Origin of the sequence: Salipiger bermudensis (assembly GCF_017309175.1) — a bacterium.
Classification (GTDB): Bacteria; Pseudomonadota; Alphaproteobacteria; order Rhodobacterales; family Rhodobacteraceae; genus Salipiger; species Salipiger bermudensis.
The window spans coordinates 45,181-67,253 of sequence record NZ_JAEKJV010000019.1; the positions used below are offsets into that span (position 1 = coordinate 45,181).

Here is a 22,073-nt window from a genome sequence, read left to right on the forward strand (position 1 = left end):
GGGATCGTCCGACCCCATGCGGCGCTGCGCGTCTATGGGTGGCGATGGCGGCGTCATGCGAGGCACGAGGATGCGCAATGTCGGCCTCGCGAACCGCTCCGTACGGGGCGTCATACGCGCCGAGCGGCGCGTCACCAGCCCGCAGGACAATCGCGCCATCGAGAGGCCGCGGTAACCCTGCGGAAAGGTCGTACGACCATGGTGCAATTCATCTCCGGCCCCGCGCCGGGGATGCTTGCTCCAGAGGAGGGACCGGCCCCGTGGCCGAACCGAACGCTCTGAACCGTCTTTAAGGGAGGACATCATGAACCGCTTCATTCTGGCAGTGACCGCAGGTCTGCTGGCGACCGGTGCCGCGCAGGCCCAGGTCACCGAGGACGATCTGGCCAACGACCAGTCCATCACCACCCAGGTGGTGACCAACGGCATGGGCCGCCACCTGCAGCGCTACAGCCCGCTCGACACGCTCAACAAGGACAACGTCCAGAACCTCGTGCCGGCCTGGGCTTTCTCCATGGGCGGCGAGAAGCAGCGCGGCCAGGAAACCCAGCCGATCGTCTATGACGGCGTGATGTACGTCACCGGCTCCTACTCGCGGCTCTATGCCATCGACCTCGCCTCCGGCGAAGAGCTCTGGCAATACGACGCCCGCCTGCCCGAGGGCATCCTGCCCTGCTGCGACGTGATCAACCGCGGCGCGGCGATCTACGGCGACAAGATCATCTTCGGCACGCTCGACGCCCGCCTCGTGGCGCTCGACCGCAAGACCGGCGACGTGGTCTGGCGCGACAAGATCGCCGACTACAAGGCCGGCTACTCCTACACCGCCGCGCCGCTGATCGTGAACGGCCTCGTCATCACCGGCAACTCGGGCGGCGAGTTCGGCATCGTCGGCGAGGTGCAGGCGCGCGACGTCGAGACCGGCGATATGGTCTGGACCCGCCCGGTGATCGAGGGTCACATGGGCACGCTGAACGGCGAAGAGAGCACCATGACCGGCGAGCTCAACGCCACCTGGCCGGGCGATCTGTGGAAGACCGGCGGCGGCGCCACCTGGCTCGGCGGCTCCTACGATGCCGAGACCGACACGCTGATCTTCGGCACCGGCAACCCGGCGCCCTGGAACAGCCACCTGCGCGGCGCGGGCAGCCCCAGCGAGGGCAATACCGGCGACAACCTCTACGCCGCCTCGCGCCTCGGCATCGACCCGGCCACCGGCGAGATCAAGTGGCACTTCCAGACCACCCCGCGCGAGGGCTGGGACTATGATGGCGTCAACGAGGTCGTGGCCTACGAGGATGCCGACGGCAACAAGCGCTTCGCCACCGCCGACCGCAACGGCTTTTTCTACGTGCTGAACCGCGAGGACGGCGCCTTCGTCGACGCCCATCCCTTCGTCAAGGACATCACCTGGGCCAGCGACATCGACGAAACCGGTCGCCCGGTCTTTGTCGAGGAAAACCGCCCCGGCGATCCGAGCGCGGCGGCCGATGGCGGCAAAGGGGAAGTGGTGTTCTCGGCCCCGGGCTTCCTTGGCGGCAAGAACTGGATGCCGATGGCCTACAGCCAGAACACCGGCCTGTTCTACGTGCCCTCGAACGAGTGGGGCATGGACATCTGGAACGAGCCCGTCACCTACAAGAAGGGCGCGGCCTATCTCGGTTCGGGCTTCACCATCAAGCCGATGTACGAAGATCACATCGGCTCGCTCAAGGCCATCGACCCCGCCACCGGCGAGTGGAAGTGGGAATTCAAGAACGAGGCCCCGCTCTGGGGCGGCGTGATGACCACCGCCGGCGGACTGGTCTTCACCGGCACCCCCGAGGGCAAGTTCCTGGCGCTTGACGACGAGACCGGCGAGGTTCTGTGGAGCTTCCAGACCGGCTCGGGCATCGTCGGCCAGCCGGTGACATGGGACCAGGACGGCGAGCAGTATGTCTCGGTGGTCTCGGGCTGGGGCGGCGCGGTTCCGCTCTGGGGCGGCGAGGTCGCCAAGAAGGTGAACTACCTCAACCAGGGTGGCACCGTCTGGACCTTCAAGCTGCCCAAGCAACTCGCTTCGTCGAACTGATCGAGGGGCTCCTCCCAGAGGTCCGCCTCCCAACTGGACCTCATGCGATGCGCCGCGCCCACCGCGGCGCATCGTTCATTCCGGCGCCCGGCCCCGGCGCCCGCGCGGCAGGGTGAAGAGCAGCGCCGCGCCGCCCGCGTCGCCATCCTCGACCCAGATGCGCCCGCCATGCTGCGTGACGACACGTTCGCAGAGTGCGAGGCCAAGGCCGCTGCCGCCAAGCGCGCTGTCGGCACGCAGCCGGTGGAACAGCTCGAACACGCGCTCGCGCTGCTCCCGCGGGATGCCGAGCCCGTTGTCGCTCACCCTGACGCCGACCATCTGCGGCCCCGCATCGAACGCGGCGACACGCACCAAGGGCTGGCGCTCCGGGTGGCGGTACTTCAGCGCGTTGATCAGCAGGTTCTGCGCCAACTGTCCGATCAGCAAAGGCCCACCGGACGCCATTGGCAAAGGCCCGACACTGACCTCTGCCCCGCTGTGCGCGACCTCGTCGCGCAACAAGTCGACGGCGTCACGGAAACAAGCCTCGAGATCCACGGGCTGGAACGCAACCTCGGTGCTTTCGATACGGAACAGGTCGACGACGGCACCGATCCGCGCGCGCAGCTTGTCGGCGGCGCGGCTGGCAATGCCGAAGACCTCCTGCGCCTCGTCATCGACCGCCTCGCCAAGCGCGGTGTGCAGCATCGAGAGCCCCCCGGCGATGGTGTTCGCCGGCGCCATCAGGTCATGCGCGGCCATCAAGGCGAAGTCGCGAATCTCGTCCAGCTTCGCCTCGCGCCGGCGCAGGTCCGTGACATCGCTCAGGATCCCCATCACGCGTGACGGCGCGGCGCCGCGCCAGGCCACCACCTGCCCGCGGCAATGCCCCCAGATCGTCGCGCCGTCCTTGCGCAGGTAGCGCAACTCGAGGTCGAAGGGCTGCTTGCCACGGCTTTCGACATGGGCGCGAAACGCCTGCTGCAGGCGCGGCAGGTCCTCGGGATGCACCCTCTGCCGCCATGCCGCGGCGCTGGTTCCGAGCTCGCCCCCGCCAAACCCGAGCATCGCCTTCAGGAGCGGGCTCATGAAGGCGGTGTTGTCCTGCACGTACCAGTCCCAAAACCCCGCCTGCCCCGCCTCGATCATGCGTTCAACCTGCGCGCGCACGGCGCTTGCAGGGCCATCGGCATCGCCCGCCGAGAGGACACTCACCCCACCGGGCCGGAGCGCAGTGGACCCGGCGTGCACGGTCACGAGGGTCTGTCCGGTCGTGGACTCGGCAGGGGTCAGTCCGAAACGAAGCTCCGGGCCCTCGGGGTCCGGCTGCAGAACCGGAGTCTGCCCGTCTGGAGGGAAATAGATTCGACCGGGCGCGGCCCGCGTTCCCTCGGCGATCTCGTGGAGCAGCGCGGGCGAATCGGTCAGCTTGGCAAGTTTTTCCCGCTCCCGGGAGGACAGCGCCACGGTGAGGAGCAACGAACGGTCCTGCGCCGCTCCTGATTCAGCCGATTCGGATAGTGCCGCGACCTCCGAGGTCAGGTCGGAGATGCCGCCCTCTCCGATCACGAGGAGCGCCCAGTTCGGCCCTTCACACGCCTCTGCCGCCTCGGGCCTATTGTCGCACGGAGATACCGCTCTCACCATTCAAGATCTCCCACCAATGCAAATACTGGGCCCGCCGGGAACTTATTTCAAGCGCCATGTGGGTATCGGACAATTAAATCCGAAATAAAACGCTCCATTCTTAGGTATATAGCCGATATACAATTCCATGACGGCGCGGGATCCTCGAAACAGACTTGACATATAGTGCAACTGGCAGCTCCCTACGGCCTGCATATAAAATGTATCAATTCGCCACAAAAACGTTTCACTAATCCGCCGATTTCTGACAATTTGCGAGTGCGCGCATTCCGGCATCGCCCATAGCGCGAAGAAATCGGGATGAGGCGACCCGGAGTTCCAATCGCCTCGGGAGACACGGCATGTTGCAAACCGGGCATAGTTCTTCGCTCGACGCCAAGACACTGAAGAAAACCGTCCTGATCGTCGACGACGACGAATGGACGCGGTTCTCCGTCCAGAAACACCTGAAGGAAGAGAGCTTCCACGCCCGCGCGGTGCCTCGGCTCGAAGAGGGGCTAGCGCTATGCGCGCAAAACCCGAAGTCCTTCGGACTGATCCTTCTCGATATCCGGTTCCCGGATGGCGAATGCGGGCTCGATTACGCGCGGGATTTCAAGAAATTGACCGAAACCGTATCCTGTGGAGTGGTGGGGATCACCTCCCACATGGCGTTTCTCGAGAAGGGCGACTGGACCAAATTCGGAATGGACGACCTGCTGCTGAAACCGCTGCACAAATGGCTTTTGGTAAGCTACGCGCAGCGCTACTGCTGAGCCGCGCGATCAGGCAAAGAGGCGAAAGCTGCGCGCGGCGGCCTCGACCGGGTCGATCACCGGGCAGCTCAGCGCGGCGCGGGCGCGCCGGGTCAGCGCAGACATGCCGGCACACCCCAGTATCACGCAATCGGCCCCGTCCTCGGCCTCGGCGCGCTGCGCCTCCTCGACGATGCGGGTGAGCGCGGCGTCAGGATCGTCCTCCAGCGCCAGAACCGGCACGCCCGACGCGCGCACCTTTGCGCAGTGCCCGGCAAGCCCGTAGCGCGCGATATTGCCTTCGATCACCGGCAGCGAGATCGGCAGCGTGGTGACCACGCTGAAGCGCCAGCTGCGCAGCGCCGCGAGGTGGAAAGCCGCCTGCCCGATGCCGATCACCGGGCAGCGCGCGCGGCGCGCCGCCTCGTCCAGTCCGGTGTCGTCGAAGCAGCTGATCGCCACGCCCTCCGCGCCCGCCCCGTCGAGCTCGGCCACGATCTCGAGCAGCGGAGGGGTCGCCGCATCGCCATCGGCGGCGCCCTGGATCGAGGGCGGGCCGCCGAGCGAGGTGCGCCCGGTGATGAGCAGCTCCGGTGCGGCGGCGCGGGCTGCCGAGACGATGGTCGCGGTCATCGCCTCGGTGCTGTTGGGATTGACGAAAACGATCGACATGCCCGGCCCTCAGACCATGCCCTTGCCGGCATCCGAGCCCTGCCGCGCGCGGCGGCGGCCCATCAGCCAGACGGTAAGAAGGAAGGCCCCGATGACGATCAGCGAGAAGGCCGTGGTCAGCGTGCCCAGCGCGAAGATCACCGGCGTGGTGACATTGGTGGTCATGCCGAAGATCTCGAGCGGCAGGGTGTTGTAGCTTCCGGCGGTGAGCAGCGTGCGGGCGAACTCGTCGTAGCTCAGGGTGAAGCCGAAGAGTGCGACGCCGATCAGCGAGGGTGCGATGATCGGCAGCACGACGTGGCGGATGGTCTGCCAGGCGGTGGCGCCCTGGTCGCGCGCCGCCTCTTCGAAGGATTTGTCGAAGCGGTTGAACACGGCAAACATGATCAGCAGGCCGAACGGCAGCGTCCAGGTGAGCTGCGAGCCGAAGCCGGAGCTGGCCCAGTGCACCTTGAGACCGGCTTGGCTGAAGATCAGTCCGACGCCGAGCGAGACGAGGATCGACGGGATCACCAGCGAGGTGATGATCAGGTAGAACAGCACCGCCGAACCGGCAAAGCGCTTGCGGAAGGCGAGCCCGCCGCTGACCGAGACCACGACGGTGGTGACCATGACCATCAGGCCAAGCACGAAGCTGCGCCGGAACGAGCCCCAGATGTCGCCCACCGCTTGCTCCTGGAACAGGTCGCGGAACCAGTGCAGCGAGGTGCCCTGCATCGGGAAGGTCAGGCCGCCCTGCGGGCCCTGGAAGCTCAGGATCGCGATGGTGATGGTGGGCCCGTAGAGGAACAGGATGAACAGCGCGAAGAACGCGGCGAGGATATAGAAGGACCGGGGGCGACGTTCCATCTCAGAGCTCCTTCCGGATGTCGACGAAGCGCAGCAGGATGCCGATCACCAGCAGAACGGTGACCAGCAGCACCACCGCCGTGGCCGCCGCCGAGGGGTATTGCAGCAGGCCGATATCGTTGGAGATCAGCCGGCCCACATTGGCCGATTGCGAGCCCGACATGAAGCGCACGGTGATGAAGTCGCCCATCACCAGCGTGATGACGAAGATCGTGCCGATCATGATGCCGGGCTTGGTCAGCGGCACGATCACGTGCCAGAGCGTCTGCCAGCCGGTGGCGCCGGCGTCATAGGAGGCCTCGATCAGCGAGCGGTCGATGCGCATCATGGTGTTGAAGATCGGCACCACCATGAACAGCGTGTAGAGGTGCACGAAGGCGAGGATGACGCTGAAATCGCTGAACAGCAGCCACTCCAGCGGCTCGTCGATGACCCCCCAGGAGATCAGCGTCGAGTTGGCGATGCCGTTGCGTCCGAGGAACGGGATCCACGAGATCATGCGGATGATGTTCGAGGTCCAGAACGGGATCGTGCAAAGCAGGAAAAGCGCGATCTGCCAGGTCAGGCTGCGCACGTGGAAGGCCAGGAAATAGGCCACCGTGAAGCCGATCAGCAGCGTCGCCGCCCAGGTGATCAGGGCGTATTTGAAGGTGTTGAAGAACACCTTGTAGGTCACCGGCGAGCTGAACAGGAATTCATAATTGTCGAACTGGAAGGCCGGGTAGATCGAATACTCGGTCGCGCCCCAGAAGCTGACGATGACGATCATGATGATCGGCAGCACCAGGAAGGCGCCCAGCACCAGCGCCAGCGGCGCGGCCTGGAACCACGCCACCATTGCGGCGGGCAGCCGGCGGCCGGCGCGGGCGGCGGGGGCCGCGGAAGAAGCGGTGGGGGGGTCGGTCTCTGCCGTCATGACGCGTGTCCGATGGGTCAAAGGGCCCCGGCCGGAAAGGGAGGACGGCCGGGGCAAGTCGTTGGTTTGGATGGATCAGGAGGAGATGAACTCGTTCCACTTGCGAACCATGTACTGGTTCTCGTCCATCACGGCGTTCCAGCAGGCGACCGAGCCCATGCGGTCGTAGAACGAGCCGCCGTCGCGGGTCTCGCCGGCCTGCGCCAGCACGTCGCCGAAGGGCGAGGTGATCTCGCCGGTGGCTTCCTTGCCCTCGAACCAGTAGCCCCACTCGTTCTCGGACATGAACTCTTTCGAGGTCTCCGGAACCGCCGAGTAGTAGCCCTGACGCATCAGGAAGCCGCCGACCCAGCCGGAGAGATACCAGTTGATGTATTCATAGGCCGCATCGAGCTCCATGCCCGAGAGCGACTTCGACAGGCCGATGCCGCCGCCCCAGGAGCGGTAGCCCTCTTCCAGCGGCTGGTAGACGCAGGGAATGCCGCGCGACTTGACCGCGGTGATCGCCGGCGACCACATCGACTGGATCACGACCTCGCCCGAGGCCATCAGGTTGACGCTCTCGTCGAAAGTCTTCCAGAAGGCGCGGAACTGGCCGTTCTGCTTGGCCTCGGTGAAGATCGCGAAGGTGGCGTCGATCTCCTCGCGGGTCATGTTGCCCTTGTCGCCATACTGGATCTCGCCCATCGATTCACAGACCATGGCCATGTCCATGATGCCGATCGAGGAGATGTCGAGGATCGAGGCCTTGCCCTTGAACTCGGGGTTCAGCAGCTCGGACCAGTTGTTGATCGGGCGGCCGATGAGGTCGGGACGGATGCCCAGCGTGTCGGCGTTGTAGATCGTCGGGATCAGCGTCATCCACTGGGTCGGCTCGTCGGCGAAGCTGGTGGCGCCCTGCTCCGGCACGAAGCCCACGGTGTGCGGCGCGGTGCCTTGCGCGATCTCGCTCTCCGGGGTCAGCTTGCCGTCCTTGAAGATGCCGACAATCTTGTCGTAGTTGGCGATTTTCGAGGTGTCCATCGCCTGCAGGTTGCCGGTCGGCCAGACCTTCTTGCAGATCCAGTACTCGATGTCGGCGATGTCGAAGCTGTCGGGCTGGGTGGCCGCGCGCTGGGTCACGCTGTCGGAATCGAGCGCTGTCATCTCGAGCGTGAAGCCGAGCTCTTCCTTCACCTTCTGGCCAACCTCGTTGAGGTTCGAAACGCCGGTGCCGAACTGGCGCAGGGTGATGTTCTTGGTCTCCTGACCCCAGACCATCGGCGCCGGCAGCGCCGAGGCGGCGAGCGCGGCACCGCCGGTCTTGAGCAGCGACCGCCGCGAGTAACGAACCTTGGAAATCGTGGTCATGTATCAGTCTCCCTGTTTTATTATGACCTTGTCCTTCAGGCCGAAAGCGTATGCGCAGAGCGCGCATCCCAAGCCAGGCCGATGGCCTCGCCCGTCTCTTTCGGAGCCCCGAAGAATTCCTTGTCGGTGAGCAGGACGGTGACCTCCTGCTCGCCCGCGACCATCGCGGTCAGCGCCACATGCGTGCCCTGGTACTCGATGGCGGTGATCCGCCCCGAGAGCTGCGCCGCCTGCGCGTCGGTGAGCTGGATCGCGTCCGAGCGCAGCGCCACCTTGCCCTCGGGCAGCGCGATGACGTTGTGTGCGCCGATGAACTTCGCCACGAAGGCGGTGCGTGGCGCATCAAAGATCTCGCGCGCGGGGCCGGCCTGTTCGATCACCGCGTTGTTCATCACCACGATCTCGTCGGCGAGCGCCAGCGCCTCGTCCTGCCCGTGGGTGACGTGAATGAAGGTGATGCCGGTCTCGCGCTGCAGCTTCTTCAGCTCGGCGCGCATCCGGATGCGCAGGAACGGGTCGAGCGCCGAAAGCGGCTCGTCGAGCAGCAGAACCTGCGGCTCGGTGATCAGCGCGCGGGCCAGCGCCACGCGCTGCTGTTGCCCGCCCGAAAGCTGCGCCGGAAGCCGGTCGCCGAGCTTGGCCATGTCGACAAGCTCGAGCATCTCCATCGCGCGGGTACGGCGCTTGGTGGCGTCGACGCCCTTCATCTTGAGGCTGAAGGAGACGTTGTCGGCGACGCTGAGATGCGGGAACAGCGCGTAGCTCTGGAACATCATCGCGGTTCCGCGCTTGGCCGGTGGCAGGTAGGAGACATCGCGCCCGTCGAGCACGATCGAGCCGTCGGACACGCTCTCGTGCCCGGCGATCATCCGCAGCGTCGTCGACTTGCCGCAGCCCGAGGGCCCCAGCAGGCAGGCATAGGAGCCGCTGCGAAAATGGTGGTTGATGGACTTCACCGCGACGGTCTCACCGTAGCGCTTGGTGACGTTGACGAGTTTCAGATCCGACTTCATGGGCACTCCCCTGTTGCCTCAAGCCTGTGCCATTCCCCCTGCCCGGCCCAAGACTCTTCGACACCCCGAACGCCCCGAAACCGCGATTGCCGGAATCTTCGACAAAAGCGCGAATGCATTGTCTAAAATTTTGGCTAATTTCGTATACAATCCTGTTCTCAATCCTCACCCCTTGCAGTTCCCCGACCCTCGGATGACGATCCGACTCACGGAGAACGAGTGTGACAAAGCAGACAAAAAGCGCGACAGGACGCAGCCGGGCCGAGGACATCGCCGACCGGCTCCGCGAGGCCATCCACGCCCACCGGCTGACCCCGGGCACCAAGCTCAGCGAGGACGAAGTCGGCGGCATCTTCGATGTCAGCCGCACCACGACGCGTGCAGCGTTGCAGATGCTGGCGCATGAGCAGCTCGTCGCAATCGAGCCCAACCGCGGCGCTTTCGTCGCCAGCCCGAGCATCCGCGAGGCGCGCGAGGTGTTCGAGGCCCGCGCCCTGCTCGAGCCGCGCACCGCGCGCTCGGCAGCCGAACGCGCCACGCCTGCCGACATCGCGCTGCTGCGCGAGCATATCGACGCCGAGCACGCCGCCATGCGCGAAGGCGACAGCGGTCGCGCGCTGATGCTGTCGGGCGAGTTCCATATCCAGATCGCCAAGATCGCCGATCAGGACACGATCGAGGATTTCATCCGACAGCTGATCTCGCGTTCGTCACTGGTGATCGCGCTCTACTGGCGGCGGCAGAACGCGTTGTGCGAAAGCCACGCTCACGACGCGCTGATCGAGGCGCTGGCCCGCGGCGATGGCATTGCCGCCGAAGAACTGATGTCCAGTCATCTCGTTGACCTTCTGTCGCTGCTCGATCTGCGCCAGACGCCTCCGGGCTCACTCTCACTGAAGGATGCGCTTGCATGAGCGTCACGCACCGCCGCATGACAAAGGCTGACCTCGGCCTTGTGCTGGACTGGGCCGCCGCCGAAGGCTGGAACCCCGGGCTCGACGATACCGCCCCGTTCCACGCCGCCGACCCGGACGGCTTTTTCATCGCCGTCGAGGACGAAAAGATCCTCGCCGCGATCTCGGTGGTCAACCACACCGACGACTACGCCTTCCTCGGCCTCTACATCTGCGCGCCCGAAGCGCGCGGCCGCGGCATCGCCTACGAGCTCTGGCAAACAGCGATGGCGCATGCGGGCGAGCGCACCGTCGGGCTCGACGGGGTGCCCGAGCAGCAGGAGAACTACATCAAGAGCGGCTTCGAACTGGTGGGCTCCACCGTGCGCCACACCGGCCCGCTGGCCTCCGGCCCCGCCGCCGACACCCGCCCCGCCAACGCCGCCGATATCGGGCGCATGACCGAGCTCGAGGCGGTGGCCTCGGGCGTCGCCAAGCCGCGCTTCCTGACCCAGTGGTTCCGGCCCGCCCCGACCCGGCACGGCTTCATCACCGCTGATGGCACCGGCATGGTGGTGATCCGCGAATGCCGCGACGGCTACAAGATCGGCCCCTTGGTGGCGCGCTCGGACGTGCAGGCGCGCAACCTGCTGCAGGCCGCTGCCGCGATCTCGGGCGAGGCCGACGTGTCGATTGACGTGCCCGCCTCGGACCGCACCCTGACCGGCATCTGCCGCGAGCTGGGCCTCGCGCCCGGCTTCGAGACCGCGCGCATGTATCGCGGCGCGCCGATCTTCGAATCCGATATGCTCTACGCGGTGGCGACGCTCGAGCTCGGTTGACATCGGGGCCGGGGAAACCGACAAGAAACGGCTCTACGCGATTATTCCCCTTGCCTCCAAGGAACGCCGCGTCATCTTCTTGAAGACGCGTTCCGTCGGTACCATCATACGGCCATGATCAATCAGCTCGACCTTCCCCCGGCGCTGCACGACTACATCAAGAAGTCGGGCGTCGCGCTTGCCTTGTCTGCCATTGAGGACGACGCGCCGCTTCTGGTGGTGAACAAGGCGTTCTGCGACATGACCGGCTATTCCGAGGACGAGGTGGTTGGCCATAACTGCCGCTTCCTGCAGGGCCCCGACACGACCGACTCCGCCCGTCAGCCGCTGCATGACTTCGTGCATGGAAACGGCGGCGACAGCGGGCGCTTTCCGATCCTCAATTATCGCAAGGACGGGTCTGCGTTTCATAACTACGTTTTTATGTCACGGTTAAAAGACACCGGGGGTCAGCCCCAGTTTATTCTCGCGTCGCAGTTCGACATGACCACTGCCCTCAAGCGCTCGCAGATCTCGCTCAATGACGAGAAACTGCAGGATGTGCTTTCGGATGTCGGTCAGATCGGACGCGAATTCGGTCTCGCCATGATGGGGTCGGCAGGGCTTCTTGCGGATTCGATCGCCCTGATGGCAAAATTGACCTTCGACGACAGCCAGCGCTAGGCCCTTGATCAGGCGGACGATGAAAGACGACAAGACCAACAAGTCCCTCGAGGACGACGCAACCCGCGACAGCGAACGGCTCTGCATCATCGGCGTCGGCGCCTCGGCAGGCGGGCTCGAGGCGATCCGCGAGATGCTGACCGAGGCCAAGCCGGACAGCAACCTCTCCTACGTTGTGATCCAGCATCTCGATCCCAACCACGAAAGCCTGCTGGCCGAGCTTCTGGGCCGGCACACCTCGCTCAGCGTGACGCAGGCCTCGGGAGGTGAAAAGGTCGAGGCGGGAAATGTCTACATCATCCCGCCGGGCTTTGGCTTGTCGATCACGGACGGCGTTCTGAACCTCACCGAGTTCGCCCAGCCGCGCGGGCTGCGCCGGCCGATCGACGATTTCTTCGAGAGCCTCGCGCTCGATCAGGGCCGCTTCGGCGCCTGCGTGATCCTCTCCGGCACCGGCGCCGATGGCAGCGCCGGGCTGCGCGCCATCAAGGAGCATGGCGGGCTGTGCATCGTGCAGGATCCGCGCACCGCGCGATACGACGGCATGCCCACCTCGGCGCAATCCACCGGGCTGGTGGATTTCGTCCGCCGCCCCTCCGAAATCGTTCAGGCGATCCACCAGTTCTATGCTCATGCCCTGCGCGAGACCAAGAGCGAGAAGCTTGCGGTCACCGTCGAGGAAAACCTCGAAGGCATCTTCACGGTGGTGCGCAACTTCGTCGGCCACGATTTCTCGGGCTACAAGAAATCCACCCTGATCCGCCGCGTGCAGCGCCGCATCCAGGTGCTCGACCTCTCGGATGCGCACGCCTACCTGCAATACATCAAGGCGGAACCCAAGGAATGTGAGATCCTGTTCCGCGAGCTGCTGATCAACGTCACGCGGTTCTTCCGCGACACCGAGCATTTCGACCTGCTGCGCGAAATGGTGATCAAGCCTCTGGTGGCCAATGCCGGCAACGAGGACGAGATCCGCGTCTGGGTGCCGGGCTGCTCGAGCGGCGAGGAAGCCTATTCCATGGCGATGATGTTCGCCGAGGAGGCGCGGATCCGCAAACGCTCGGTCAACGTGCAGATCTTCGCCACCGACATCGACGAGCAGATGCTGCGCATCGCGCGCGAGGCCTCGTACCCGCAGGCGGCGCTGGTCGATATCCCCGAGACGATGCGCGATCTCTACACGGTGGCGCGCGATGGCCGCTTCAAGATCTCGGCCAAGATCCGCGACATGATCCGCTTCTCGGTGCACAGCGTCGTGCGCGATCCGCCCTTCTCGAATATCGACCTGCTGTCCTGCCGCAACCTGCTGATCTATTTCGGTGACACGCTGCAGAACTCGGCCCTGCCGATCTTCCACTACGCCATCAAGCCGGGCGGCACGCTGTTCCTTGGCCCGTCCGAGACGGTGGGACGCCATGACCACGCCTTCCATGCCATCGACCAGAGCTCGCGTATCTTCCGGCGCAATGACGGCCGCCCGGAATACCCGCTGCACCTGCGTGGCAAGGACACCGCCAACACCGCCAACCGTGACAGCCAGGCCCGCCAGAGCGAGCCTTCGCCACGGCGTGAATGGACCGACGGGGGGGCGACCGACCGCATCCTGTCGACCTATGCGCCGGCCACGCTGCGCGTCACCACTGCGGGGGAAATCCTCGCCTCGACCGGGCGGCTCGGCAAATACCTCGATTTCTCCCCCGGTGACGAGACCAACCGTTTCGCGCCATCGGTTGCGCGGCCCGGCGCGCGCGAGTCGCTCTCGGCAATCATCCGGCAGGTCAGCGAGAACAAACGGCGCACGATTTCCCGTGATCTCACGGCGCGGTCGGAATTCGGTCGGCAGGCCTTCGACCTCATCGCCGAGCCGCTCAAGGACGGTACAATCCTCGTGGTGTTCCGCGAACGCGAGAGCTTCGAGCCGCTCGACGATGCCGATCTCGACGATATCGACAGCATCGACAGCCACGTGCAGAGCCTCGAGGACGAACTGCGCAGCACCCGCGTGCGGCTGCACACCACCGTCGAGGAGCTCGAGACCGCGAACGAGGAGCTGAAGAGCTCCAACGAAGAAATGATGTCGATGAACGAGGAGCTCCAGTCGACCAACGAGGAGCTCTCGACCGTCAATGACGAGCTCAAGGGCAAGGTCGACGAGCTGTCGGTCGCCAATGCCGACCTCAGCAACTTCTTCGCCTCCACTGCCCTGCCGCTGGTGGTGGTCGACTCGACGCTGACGATCCGCAACTTCACCGACGCGATCCAGGGCATCTACCCGTTCCGCGCCACCGATCGCGGCCGTCCGCTGTCGGAGGTGACCAGCAAGCTGCGCCGCAACGACGATGTGCTCGACGCCATCTCGCAGACCGTGCGCGATGGCGAAGTGCGCCACATGCGGGTGAGCGACCGCGAGGAGGAAGAGCGCACCTGGTCGCTTGTCATCACCCCCTACCGCACCCGCGAGGGCGAGATCGACGGCGCCACGCTGGTGTTCACCGAGCTGACCGACGCCATCCGTCTCGAGGAGGCGCTCAAGCACGAGGGTGAGCGGCTGCGGCTGGCGCTCGACGTGTCGTCGCTGGGGGTGTGGGAGTTCGACCCGATCCTGAGCAGCCTGCGGCTCGACGAGACCGGCTGCGGCGTGCTTGGCGTCGACGCCAATGCGCTGTCGCTCGAGAGCCTGCTCGACACCGTGCATCCCGACGACGCCGACAGCGTCAAGGCGGCCATCGCCGGCCTGACAAGCGAGGGCGATGCCATCGACCTGACGTTCAAGCGCGCAGGCACCGGGCCGAAGTACCGCTCGGTGCGGGTGGTCGGCCGGCGCGTGCACAGCAAGCGCGCGGCCCGGGTTCTGGGCGTTCTGTTCGACATCACCGCCGAGCAGGAGGCCCGCGACATCCGCGAGATGATGCTGCGTGAGATGAACCACCGGGTGAAGAACATGTTCTCGATCATCTCGGGGATGGTGCGCATCGCCGGGCGCGCGACCGACTCGGTCGAGGATCTGGTCGACGGCATCCAGACCCGGGTGAATGCGCTGGCGCGTTCGCACGACCTGACCCAGCGCCGCCCCGGCAGCCGTTCGCTGACGCTCGAGGACACGGTGCGCGCCTCGCTCGAACCCTATGCCGGTCAGGCGGGCTATCACGTTGCCGGACCGACGGTCGAGGTTGAGGATCAGGACCTCACGGCGCTGTCGCTGCTGCTCCATGAATGGGCCACCAACGCGGCCAAATACGGCGTGCTCGGACCGTGCGAAGGACGGCTCGAAGTGCTTTGGGAACGAAAAACCGACGGCGGGGTTATTCTCACGTGGAACGAAATCCACACTGCCGAAGTTGAGCCGGACAATGGTGCGTCCGGCTTCGGCTCGACGCTTGTGCAGCTGTCTGCTGTCCAGCTCAACGGGTCGGTCTCGGTGGAGTTTGGTGAACACGAACGAAGGATGACCTTGACCTATGGGCCCCTACTGCGGAATGACTGATGGCGATGGCTCGAAGCCCACTGTGCTGCTCTGCGAGGACGAGTATATCGTCGCCCTCGACCTGCAGCTGCTGCTCGAGGAGTTCGGCTACGAGGTCATCGGTCCGTTCGACAGTTTCTCCAAGGGTCTGAAGGCGCTGAACGAGGTCCGCCCCGACATGGCGGTGCTTGATGTGCGACTGCGCGATGGCGAGGTCTTCCCGCTGGCCGACAAGCTCAACGAGCTGGGTGTCGGGCTGGTGTTCCATTCCGGCCATGTGCAGGACTCCGACATCGCCGAGAAATACGGCAACGCCATGTGCTGTCACAAGCCCATCGACACCAAGCGCCTGCAACACGCGTTGCAGAAGGTCTGCTCCGCCAGCCCGGCGCACTGACCGCCGCCAAGAAGAGGCCGCCCACCCCGCGGGGACCGCCCCGGTGGGCGCAAGCTTCTACCGCGTGTAGCGGACCCGCGGCCATCGCATTTTGCATCGGTCGCGTATGCTCGAGAGCGGCCCCCTTCTCCGCACGCAAGCCCACGCAAGTTCAGGCGGCTCTGACGGACGCCTCCGGCGGGAGTATTTTTGACGAAGAGAAGCCAGGAGCGCAGCGCTCCTGGCTTCTCTGGTTTCAAAATACCTCGGGGGAGTCCGCGGCACGCGGACGGGGGCAGAGCCCCCGGTTGGCCGGTGTCAGCCCATGCGCTCGGAGGCGTATTCCCCGGGCGAGGCCGGGAAGACCACGGTCTTGTCGCCGTTGAGGAACACGCGGCGGTGCATGTGCGCGTGGATGGCGCGGGACAGCACCTGGCTTTCCACGTCGCGCCCGAGCGAGACGTAGTCGGACGGGCTTTGCGCGTGGGTCACGCGCACCGTGTCCTGCTCGATGATCGGGCCTTCATCCAGATCGGCGGTGACGTAATGCGAGGTCGCCCCGATCAGCTTCACGCCGCGCTCGAAAGCCTGCTTGTAGGGGTTGGCCCCCTTGAAGGACGGCAGGAACGAGTGATGGATGTTGATGATCCGCCCCGACATCTCGGTGCACATCTCGTCCGAGAGGATCTGCATGTAGCGCGCCAGCACGATCAGCTCGGCGCCGGTCTCGCGCACGATGCGCATCTGCTCGGCCTCGGCCTCGGGCTTGTTGGCCTTGGTCACCTTGATGCAGTGGAACGGGATGTCGTGGTTCACCACCACCTTCTGGTAGTCCATATGGTTCGAGATCACCGCCACGATGTCGATCGGAAGCGCCCCGATGCGCCAGCGGTACAGCAGGTCGTTGAGGCAATGCCCGAAGCGCGAGACCATGATGATGACCTTCATCTTCTCGCTCGGATCGTGGAAGGCGAACTCCATGCCAAAGCTCTGTGCGGTGGCAGCAAACCCTTCGGCCAGCGCCTCGCGGCTCCTGCCCTGCTCGCTCTCGAAGCTCAGCCGCATGAAGAAGCGGTCATTGCCGATATCCGAGAATTGCGAGCTGTCATGGATGTTGCAGCCCTGCTCGGCGAGGAAGGTGGAGATCGCGGCGACGATGCCGGAGCGCACCGGGCAGGCGACGGTCAGGATAATCTGGGACATTCCTGTTGGACCTTTCGTTGTCTCAGCATTCCGGCAGGTTGACTGCAATTCCGCCGGTGGAGGTTTCCTTGTATTTCTCGTTCATGTCCTGCCCCGTCTGCAGCATCACGCGGATGCAGTTGTCGAGCGGCATGAAATGCTGACCGTCGCCGCGCAGGGCGAGGGAGGCGGCGGAGACCGCCTTGATGGCGCCGAGCGCGTTGCGCTCGATGCAAGGCACCTGCACCAGCCCGGCGGCGGGATCGCAGGTCATGCCAAGATGATGCTCCAGCGCGATCTCGGCGGCGTTCTCGACCTGCTCGTTGTTGCCGCCCAGCACCGCGCAAAGCCCGGCGGCGGCCATCGCCGCGGCACTGCCGACCTCGGCCTGGCAGCCGGCCTCAGCGCCCGAGATCGAGGCGTTGTGCTTGATCAGCCCGCCGATCGCCGCCGCGGTCAACAGCAGGTCGCGGCAGCCCGCGCGGGTCGCGCCGACGCAGTGATCGCGGTAGTAGCGCAGCACCGCCGGCACCACGCCCGCCGCACCGTTGGTCGGCGACGTCACCACCCGACCGCCGGCGGCGTTCTCCTCGTTCACCGCCATGGCGTAGACGCTCATCCAGTCATTGGCCTGATGCGGCTGCGCGAGGTTCATGCCGCGCTCGGCCTGCAGCTGATCGTGGATCGCCTTGGCCCGCCGGCGGACCTTGAGCCCGCCCGGCAGGATGCCCTCCTGCGTCAGGCCGCGGGCGACGCAGTCGTCCATCGTGTCGAGGATGCGGTCGATGCGGTCGTCGAGCCCCGCGCCATGCAGCACCTGCTCATTGGCGCGCTTCATCTGCGCAATGCTGAGCCCGGAGGTCACGCCCATCTCGAGCATCTCCGCAGCGGTGCCAAAGGGATAGGGAAAGGCGTGCGAGACCTTTTCCTCGTGCAGATCGTGCGCCCCGGCGCGCTGCGCCTCGAGCTCGGCGGCGGTGAGGACGAAGCCGCCTCCCACCGAGTAATAGGTCTGCTGGTGATAGGTGTTGCCGGCCTCGTCATAGGCCTTGAGCACCATGCCGTTGGCATGGCCCGGCAGCGGCGGGCCGAAATCGAAGACCAGGTCGTTCTGGGTGTCGAAGGCCAGCGGCTCGAGCCCGTCAGGATGCACCATGCCCTCCCGGCGCACGGTCTCTTCCAGCGCTTCCGCCTTGTCGGGATCGAGGGTCTCGGGCGACAGGCCGCAGAAGCCGAGGATCACCGCGCGGTCGGTTGCGTGGCCCTTGCCCGTCCAGGCCAGTGAGCCGTGCAGGCTCGCGGCCAGCCGGTGCACAGTGCCGGCGCCGGGGATCTTTTCGGCCCCGCCCCGCAGGTCGTCGAGAAAGCGCGCCGCGGCAACCATCGGCCCCATCGTGTGAGACGACGAGGGGCCGATACCGATCTTGAAGACGTCGAAGACCGACAGGAACATCGCTGCTCTCCTTGCATGGCTTGCGCCGGCGGGAACGGAAAGAGGCCGAAGGCCAAGGGTGCCGGACGGGATGAACACTATCCCGTCCAGACTGCGCGTCTACCGGATCAGTGGCTTTCCGCCGCAAGCTCGCGACAGCCGATCGCCAGCAGATCGTAGACATGCGGTGCAAAGGTGTTCCAGACATCCATGCGGAAGCTGGTCTCGCCGTCGCGCCACAGCACGACCGTCACGCCGTCAAAGGCTGTGCGGCGCCCGGCCCCGGGCGGGATGGTGTCGATGTTGCGCGGGCAGCCCAGCGTCAGCAGCTCGGCCGCGCGCTCGCCCTTGATCACGAGGGTGACTTCGCGGCCCGACACGTCGACAAGGCTGTGCGGGTGGCTGTCGTAGAGCGCCGACATGGCTGCAACCACGTCCGCGACATCGCCGCTGCGGCTGTGCAGGATCCACTCGTCCGGGCCGAGGCGCATCGCCTCGAGCGCGTCGGAGGAGGAGCGGCTGCCGATGTGACCGCCGAGCGACAGGCCAAGCGCCGCCTCGAAGGGCGCGAGATCACCACGGGCGCGCAGCGACAGGCGCGTGCAGGGCATCGCAGCCGAGACGCTGGCGGCCGAGGTCTCGACCAGCGTGCCGGGGGTGAAGGACGATACGGGTGCGTTCATGCTCTTCTCCTCAGATCTTCAGACGGGCGTTTTCGGGATCGACGAAGATCGTCGAGGTGATCTTGGCGGCAATGGTGCGGTCGGGCATCGGGATGTGGACGATCTCGCCCATGCGGGACTGCCCGCCCTCGACCAGCGCCAGCGCGATGGGCCGGCCGGAGGTGCCCACGTCGTAGGACGAGGTCACGTGGCCGACCATCTTCATCGGCACCGGCTGGTTCGGGTCGAAGACGATCTGCGCCCCCTCCTCGAGCTTCGAGTTGTCCTCGGTCAGCAGGCCCACGAGTTGCTTGCGGCCCTCGGCCACGAGGTCGGGACGGGCCAGACCGCGCTTGCCGACGAAGTCGGGCTTCTTCTTGCCCACGGCCCAGCCCATGCCCGCATCGAAGGGCGTGACGGTGCCGTCGGTGTCCTGACCGACGATGATGTAGCCCTTCTCGGCGCGCAGCACGTGCATGGTCTCGGTGCCATAGGCGGTGATGCCGTATTGCTGGCCCGCCTCCCAGAGCGTCTCCCAGAGCTTGCGGCCCATGGGCGCCGGCACGTTGACCTCGAAGCCGATCTCGCCGGTGAAGCTGACGCGGAACAGCCGTGCCGGCATCCCGGCGACGGTGCATTCCACGCAGGACATGTGCGGGAAGGTCTCTTCGGTCAGTTCGACGCCCTCGACCAGCGGCGCCAGCAGCTTGGCGGCGTTGGGGCCGTTCAGCGCCACGGTGGACCACTGCTCGGTGGTCGAGGTGAGCCAGACGTTGAGGTCGGGCCACTCGGTCTGAAGGTAGTCCTCCATCATGTTGAGCACCCGGGCCGCCCCGCCGGTGGTGGTGGTGACATGGAACAGGTCCTGCCCCATGCGACCGATCACGCCGTCGTCGCGGATGTAGCCGTCATCGCCCAGCAGCAGGCCATAGCGGCAGCGGCCGATGCCGAGCTTGGTCCAGGGGTTGGTGTACATGCGGTTCATGAACTCGACCGCATCCGGCCCCACGACCTCGATCTTGCCCAGCGTCGAGGCATCGAAGATACCGACGCTCTCGCGGGTGGCGGCGCATTCGCGGCGCACCGCGTCATCCATGCTCTCGCCTGCCTTGGGGAAGTACCACGCCCGGCGCCACTGGCCGACCGGCTCGAACACCGCGCCGTTCTCCTCGGCCCAGGGGTCGATCTGGGTCTTGCGCGTGACTTCGAAATGCGCACCGCGATGGTAGCCCGCGAAGGCGCCGAAGGAGGTCGGCGTGTAGGGCGGACGGAAGGTCGTCAGACCGACCTGCGGCGGCGCCTTGCCCAGCGCATCGGCGGCGATGTTCAGGCCGTTGATGTTGGACATCTTGCCCTGGTCGGTGGCCATGCCGTTGGTGGTGTAGCGCTTGACGTGCTCGATCGAGCGCATCCCCTCGCGCACAGCAAGGCGCAGGTCCTTGGCGGTCACGTCGTTCTGGTAGTCGACAAAGGCCTTGGCCTTGCCGGGGCTACGGTCGGTCGGCAGCTCCTTGTGCGACACGCCGGAGCCCGGGCGGTCATTGGCGACCGAATAGCTCACCTCTGCGCCGGTCTTGCCCAGCGCGGCGACGATCTCGCGGCCCTTCTCGGCACCGTCCTTGAGCGCCGCCTCGATGCCCCAGAGACCACGGCTCGCGCCGGCGATGACGCAATCCTCCGGCGTCTTCTCGGGCAGGAAGGTGGTGCGGTCGTCGTCCCAGGCGAGCGAGCCCTTGGTGTGCGAGAAGAGGTGCAGCGAGGGCGTCCAGCCGCCCGACATCAGCACCGCGTCGCACTTGATCTCCGTCCCGGCGCCGACGGTGCCGCCGGAGACCGGGTTCACCCGCAGCGACGACACGCGCAGGCGACCGCTGGTGGCGGTGCCGGTGTGCGAGAGCTTCACCGGAATGTTGCGCTTGCGCGCCTCGGCCTGCAGTTCCTCGCGGACGCCCTCGCGGGTGTCGACGATGGCCTGCACCTTGGCACCGGCATCGGCGAGATCGAAGGCGGCGTACCACGCGCTGTCATGCGAAGTCAGCACGACCGGCGACTTGCCCACCAGCACGCCGTAGCGGTTGAGGAAGGTCTGCGCCGAGCCCGCCAGCATCACGCCGGGGCGGTCGTTGCCGTGGAACACCAGCGGCTTCTCGAGTGCACCCTGCGCCAGCACGACCTGACCGGCCCGCACGCGCCACATGCGCTCGCGCGGAGTGTCGTCGGGCAGCTTCGGCAGGTGATCGGTGAGCTTCTGCACAAGGCCGATCATGTTCTGGTGGTAGTAGCCGATGGCGGTGGTGCGGGTCATGATGGTCACGCCCAGCGCCTCGAGTTCGGCGACCTCGGCGGCAAGCCAGTCCCAGGCGGGGCGGCCCGAGATCTCGGCCTGCGGCTCGGACAGCAGCGTGCCGCCCGCTTCCGGGTTCTCGTCGACGACCACGACCTTGAGCCCGTCGACGGCGGCAGCGCGCGCCGCGGCAAGGCCCGTGGGGCCCGCACCGACGATCAGCACGTCGCAATGCAGGTAGCGCGAAGCGTAGTGGTCGGGGTCTTCCTCGGTGGGCGACACGCCGAGACCGGCAGCCGCCCGGATGAAGGGCTCGTAGACCTTGTCCCAGAAGCTCTTCGGCCACATGAAGGTCTTGTAGTAGAAGCCGGCCGAGAACAGCATGTAGGCGGCATCGTTCACCGCCCCCACGTCGAACTTGAGGCTCGGGTACTTGTTCTGCGAGCTGGTCTCGAGGCCTTCCCAGATCTCCTGCACCGTGGCGCGGGTGTTGGGCTCGAAACGACCGGCGCCGCGGCGGGTGCCGATCAGCGCGTTGGGCTCTTCGCTGCCTGCGGCCACGGCACCGCGCGGGCGGTGATACTTGAACGAGCGGCCCATAAGGTGCACGCCGTTGGCCAGCAGCGCCGAGGCGACGGTGTCGCCGCGCCCGCCGGTATAGCGCTTGCCGTCGAAGGTGAAGGTGACGGGGCGCGAGGTGTCGACGCGACCGCGGCCGGAAACGCGATACTGGCTCATTTCAGACCCTCCGTGAGGCTGGCGAGATCGGGACGCGGGGCGCCCGCCTCGTAGGTGGTGAGGAACTTGTCCGACACGGTGTCGCGCACCGCGTTGAAATAACGGCCACAGCCGTGGAAGTGCCGCCAGCGTTCGTAATGCGGGCCCTTCACGTTGGCGCGGATGAAGAGGAATTCCTCCCACTGGTCATCGCTCTGGCTGGACGGATCCTCGGCGCGAACGATGTGGGCCTGACCGGCATAGGTGAACTCGGCCTCGGGCAGGGTCTCGTTGCAATAGGGGCAATGGATCAGAAGCATCGGAA

At 66.0% G+C, this 22,073-nt stretch carries 18 protein-coding genes; 7 read left to right on the top strand and 11 right to left on the bottom strand.

Annotation, left to right across the window (positions count from 1 at the left end):
- Positions 1-304: 304 nt before the first annotated feature.
- On the top strand, positions 305-2,071 hold the full coding sequence (locus tag JF542_RS20505; protein WP_007797942.1) for a PQQ-dependent methanol/ethanol family dehydrogenase: 1,767 nt from the start codon (positions 305-307) through the stop codon (positions 2,069-2,071).
- Positions 2,072-2,146: 75 nt separating this feature from the next.
- Here the strand turns inward: JF542_RS20505 and JF542_RS20510 are convergent, their stop codons facing one another.
- Positions 2,147-3,532, bottom strand: a complete 1,386-nt coding sequence (locus JF542_RS20510; protein WP_207077225.1) for a sensor histidine kinase — start codon at positions 3,530-3,532, stop codon at positions 2,147-2,149.
- Between the two features lie 509 nt (positions 3,533-4,041).
- Here JF542_RS20510 and JF542_RS20515 point away from each other — a divergent pair.
- Positions 4,042-4,455, top strand: coding sequence for a response regulator (locus JF542_RS20515; RefSeq protein ID WP_207077226.1), 414 nt, complete (start codon positions 4,042-4,044; stop codon positions 4,453-4,455).
- A gap of 9 nt (positions 4,456-4,464) precedes the next feature.
- On the opposite strand, the gene JF542_RS20520 is transcribed toward JF542_RS20515, so the two are convergent.
- The 5 genes from JF542_RS20520 to JF542_RS20540 all read right to left on the bottom strand — a co-directional run bounded on the left by JF542_RS20520 (position 4,465) and on the right by JF542_RS20540 (position 9,234).
- Positions 4,465-5,106, bottom strand: a complete 642-nt coding sequence (locus JF542_RS20520) for an aspartate/glutamate racemase family protein (RefSeq protein ID WP_207077227.1) — start codon at positions 5,104-5,106, stop codon at positions 4,465-4,467.
- A 9-nt stretch (positions 5,107-5,115) separates the two neighbouring features.
- A complete protein-coding gene (locus tag JF542_RS20525; protein WP_007797935.1) occupies positions 5,116-5,955 on the bottom strand; it encodes an ABC transporter permease in 840 nt (279 codons plus the stop codon).
- Between the two features lies 1 nt (position 5,956).
- Entirely contained in the window at positions 5,957-6,793 is an 837-nt protein-coding gene (locus JF542_RS20530) for an ABC transporter permease (protein ID WP_040545310.1), read from the bottom strand.
- Positions 6,794-6,946: 153 nt separating this feature from the next.
- Positions 6,947-8,212 carry an extracellular solute-binding protein gene (locus JF542_RS20535; RefSeq protein WP_207077262.1) on the bottom strand — a complete coding sequence of 422 codons (1,266 nt, stop codon included), beginning with the start codon at positions 8,210-8,212 and terminating at the stop codon, positions 6,947-6,949.
- Positions 8,213-8,256: 44 nt separating this feature from the next.
- Positions 8,257-9,234, bottom strand: coding sequence for an ABC transporter ATP-binding protein (locus JF542_RS20540; RefSeq protein ID WP_007797928.1), 978 nt, complete (start codon positions 9,232-9,234; stop codon positions 8,257-8,259).
- A 221-nt stretch (positions 9,235-9,455) separates the two neighbouring features.
- Here JF542_RS20540 and JF542_RS20545 point away from each other — a divergent pair, with 221 nt between their 5' ends.
- From JF542_RS20545 to JF542_RS20565, 5 genes are all read left to right on the top strand, one after another.
- A complete protein-coding gene (locus JF542_RS20545) occupies positions 9,456-10,148 on the top strand; it encodes a GntR family transcriptional regulator (protein ID WP_007797924.1) in 693 nt (230 codons plus the stop codon).
- Positions 10,145-10,969, top strand: coding sequence for a GNAT family N-acetyltransferase (locus tag JF542_RS20550; protein WP_242533866.1), 825 nt, complete (start codon positions 10,145-10,147; stop codon positions 10,967-10,969). Before JF542_RS20545 ends, JF542_RS20550 begins: the two co-directional genes overlap by 4 nt.
- Positions 10,970-11,083: 114 nt before the next feature.
- A complete protein-coding gene (locus JF542_RS20555; RefSeq protein ID WP_007797918.1) occupies positions 11,084-11,632 on the top strand; it encodes a PAS domain-containing protein in 549 nt (182 codons plus the stop codon).
- A 19-nt stretch (positions 11,633-11,651) separates the two neighbouring features.
- Positions 11,652-15,116, top strand: coding sequence for a CheR family methyltransferase (locus JF542_RS20560; RefSeq protein ID WP_207077228.1), 3,465 nt, complete (start codon positions 11,652-11,654; stop codon positions 15,114-15,116).
- The gene (locus tag JF542_RS20565; RefSeq protein WP_007797914.1) at positions 15,109-15,492 is read left to right on the top strand and encodes a response regulator; all 384 of its coding nucleotides are present in this window, start codon (positions 15,109-15,111) and stop codon (positions 15,490-15,492) included. The genes JF542_RS20560 and JF542_RS20565 overlap by 8 nt, the downstream gene beginning before the upstream one ends.
- Before the next feature lie 297 nt (positions 15,493-15,789).
- Here JF542_RS20565 and purU read toward each other — a convergent pair whose 3' ends face one another.
- The 5 genes from purU to JF542_RS20590 all read right to left on the bottom strand — a co-directional run bounded on the left by purU (position 15,790) and on the right by JF542_RS20590 (position 22,068).
- Positions 15,790-16,674: a formyltetrahydrofolate deformylase gene (gene purU / locus JF542_RS20570; RefSeq protein ID WP_007797911.1), complete on the bottom strand. Its 885-nt coding sequence runs from the start codon at positions 16,672-16,674 to the stop codon at positions 15,790-15,792.
- Positions 16,675-16,696: 22 nt separating this feature from the next.
- On the bottom strand, positions 16,697-18,106 hold the full coding sequence (locus JF542_RS20575) for an L-serine ammonia-lyase (RefSeq protein ID WP_207077229.1): 1,410 nt from the start codon (positions 18,104-18,106) through the stop codon (positions 16,697-16,699).
- 107 nt (positions 18,107-18,213) lie between these two features.
- Positions 18,214-18,768, bottom strand: a complete 555-nt coding sequence (locus JF542_RS20580) for an aminomethyltransferase family protein (protein ID WP_207077230.1) — start codon at positions 18,766-18,768, stop codon at positions 18,214-18,216.
- Between the two features lie 10 nt (positions 18,769-18,778).
- Positions 18,779-21,769, bottom strand: a complete 2,991-nt coding sequence (locus tag JF542_RS20585) for a sarcosine oxidase subunit alpha (RefSeq protein WP_207077231.1) — start codon at positions 21,767-21,769, stop codon at positions 18,779-18,781.
- Positions 21,766-22,068, bottom strand: coding sequence for a sarcosine oxidase subunit delta (locus JF542_RS20590; protein ID WP_207077232.1), 303 nt, complete (start codon positions 22,066-22,068; stop codon positions 21,766-21,768). Before JF542_RS20590 ends, JF542_RS20585 begins: the two co-directional genes overlap by 4 nt.
- Positions 22,069-22,073: the final 5 nt, after the last annotated feature.

What these genes read in the sequence shown, in the direction of transcription:
- JF542_RS20550 (WP_242533866.1), top strand. Translation starts at nt 10,145, where the DNA reads ATGAGCGTCACGCACCGCCGCATGACAAAGGCTGACCTCGGCCTTGTG.
- JF542_RS20565 (WP_007797914.1), top strand. Translation starts at nt 15,109, where the DNA reads ATGACTGATGGCGATGGCTCGAAGCCCACTGTGCTGCTCTGCGAGGAC.
- JF542_RS20530 (WP_040545310.1), bottom strand. Translation starts at nt 6,793, where the DNA reads ATGGTGGCGTGGTTCCAGGCCGCGCCGCTGGCGCTGGTGCTGGGCGCC.
- JF542_RS20560 (WP_207077228.1), top strand. Translation starts at nt 11,652, where the DNA reads ATGAAAGACGACAAGACCAACAAGTCCCTCGAGGACGACGCAACCCGC.
- JF542_RS20555 (WP_007797918.1), top strand. Translation starts at nt 11,084, where the DNA reads ATGATCAATCAGCTCGACCTTCCCCCGGCGCTGCACGACTACATCAAG.
- JF542_RS20585 (WP_207077231.1), bottom strand. Translation starts at nt 21,769, where the DNA reads ATGAGCCAGTATCGCGTTTCCGGCCGCGGTCGCGTCGACACCTCGCGC.
- JF542_RS20505 (WP_007797942.1), top strand. Translation starts at nt 305, where the DNA reads ATGAACCGCTTCATTCTGGCAGTGACCGCAGGTCTGCTGGCGACCGGT.
- JF542_RS20540 (WP_007797928.1), bottom strand. Translation starts at nt 9,234, where the DNA reads ATGAAGTCGGATCTGAAACTCGTCAACGTCACCAAGCGCTACGGTGAG.
- JF542_RS20520 (WP_207077227.1), bottom strand. Translation starts at nt 5,106, where the DNA reads ATGTCGATCGTTTTCGTCAATCCCAACAGCACCGAGGCGATGACCGCG.
- purU (WP_007797911.1), bottom strand. Translation starts at nt 16,674, where the DNA reads ATGTCCCAGATTATCCTGACCGTCGCCTGCCCGGTGCGCTCCGGCATC.
- JF542_RS20590 (WP_207077232.1), bottom strand. Translation starts at nt 22,068, where the DNA reads ATGCTTCTGATCCATTGCCCCTATTGCAACGAGACCCTGCCCGAGGCC.
- JF542_RS20580 (WP_207077230.1), bottom strand. Translation starts at nt 18,768, where the DNA reads ATGAACGCACCCGTATCGTCCTTCACCCCCGGCACGCTGGTCGAGACC.
- JF542_RS20515 (WP_207077226.1), top strand. Translation starts at nt 4,042, where the DNA reads ATGTTGCAAACCGGGCATAGTTCTTCGCTCGACGCCAAGACACTGAAG.
- JF542_RS20575 (WP_207077229.1), bottom strand. Translation starts at nt 18,106, where the DNA reads ATGTTCCTGTCGGTCTTCGACGTCTTCAAGATCGGTATCGGCCCCTCG.
- JF542_RS20525 (WP_007797935.1), bottom strand. Translation starts at nt 5,955, where the DNA reads ATGGAACGTCGCCCCCGGTCCTTCTATATCCTCGCCGCGTTCTTCGCG.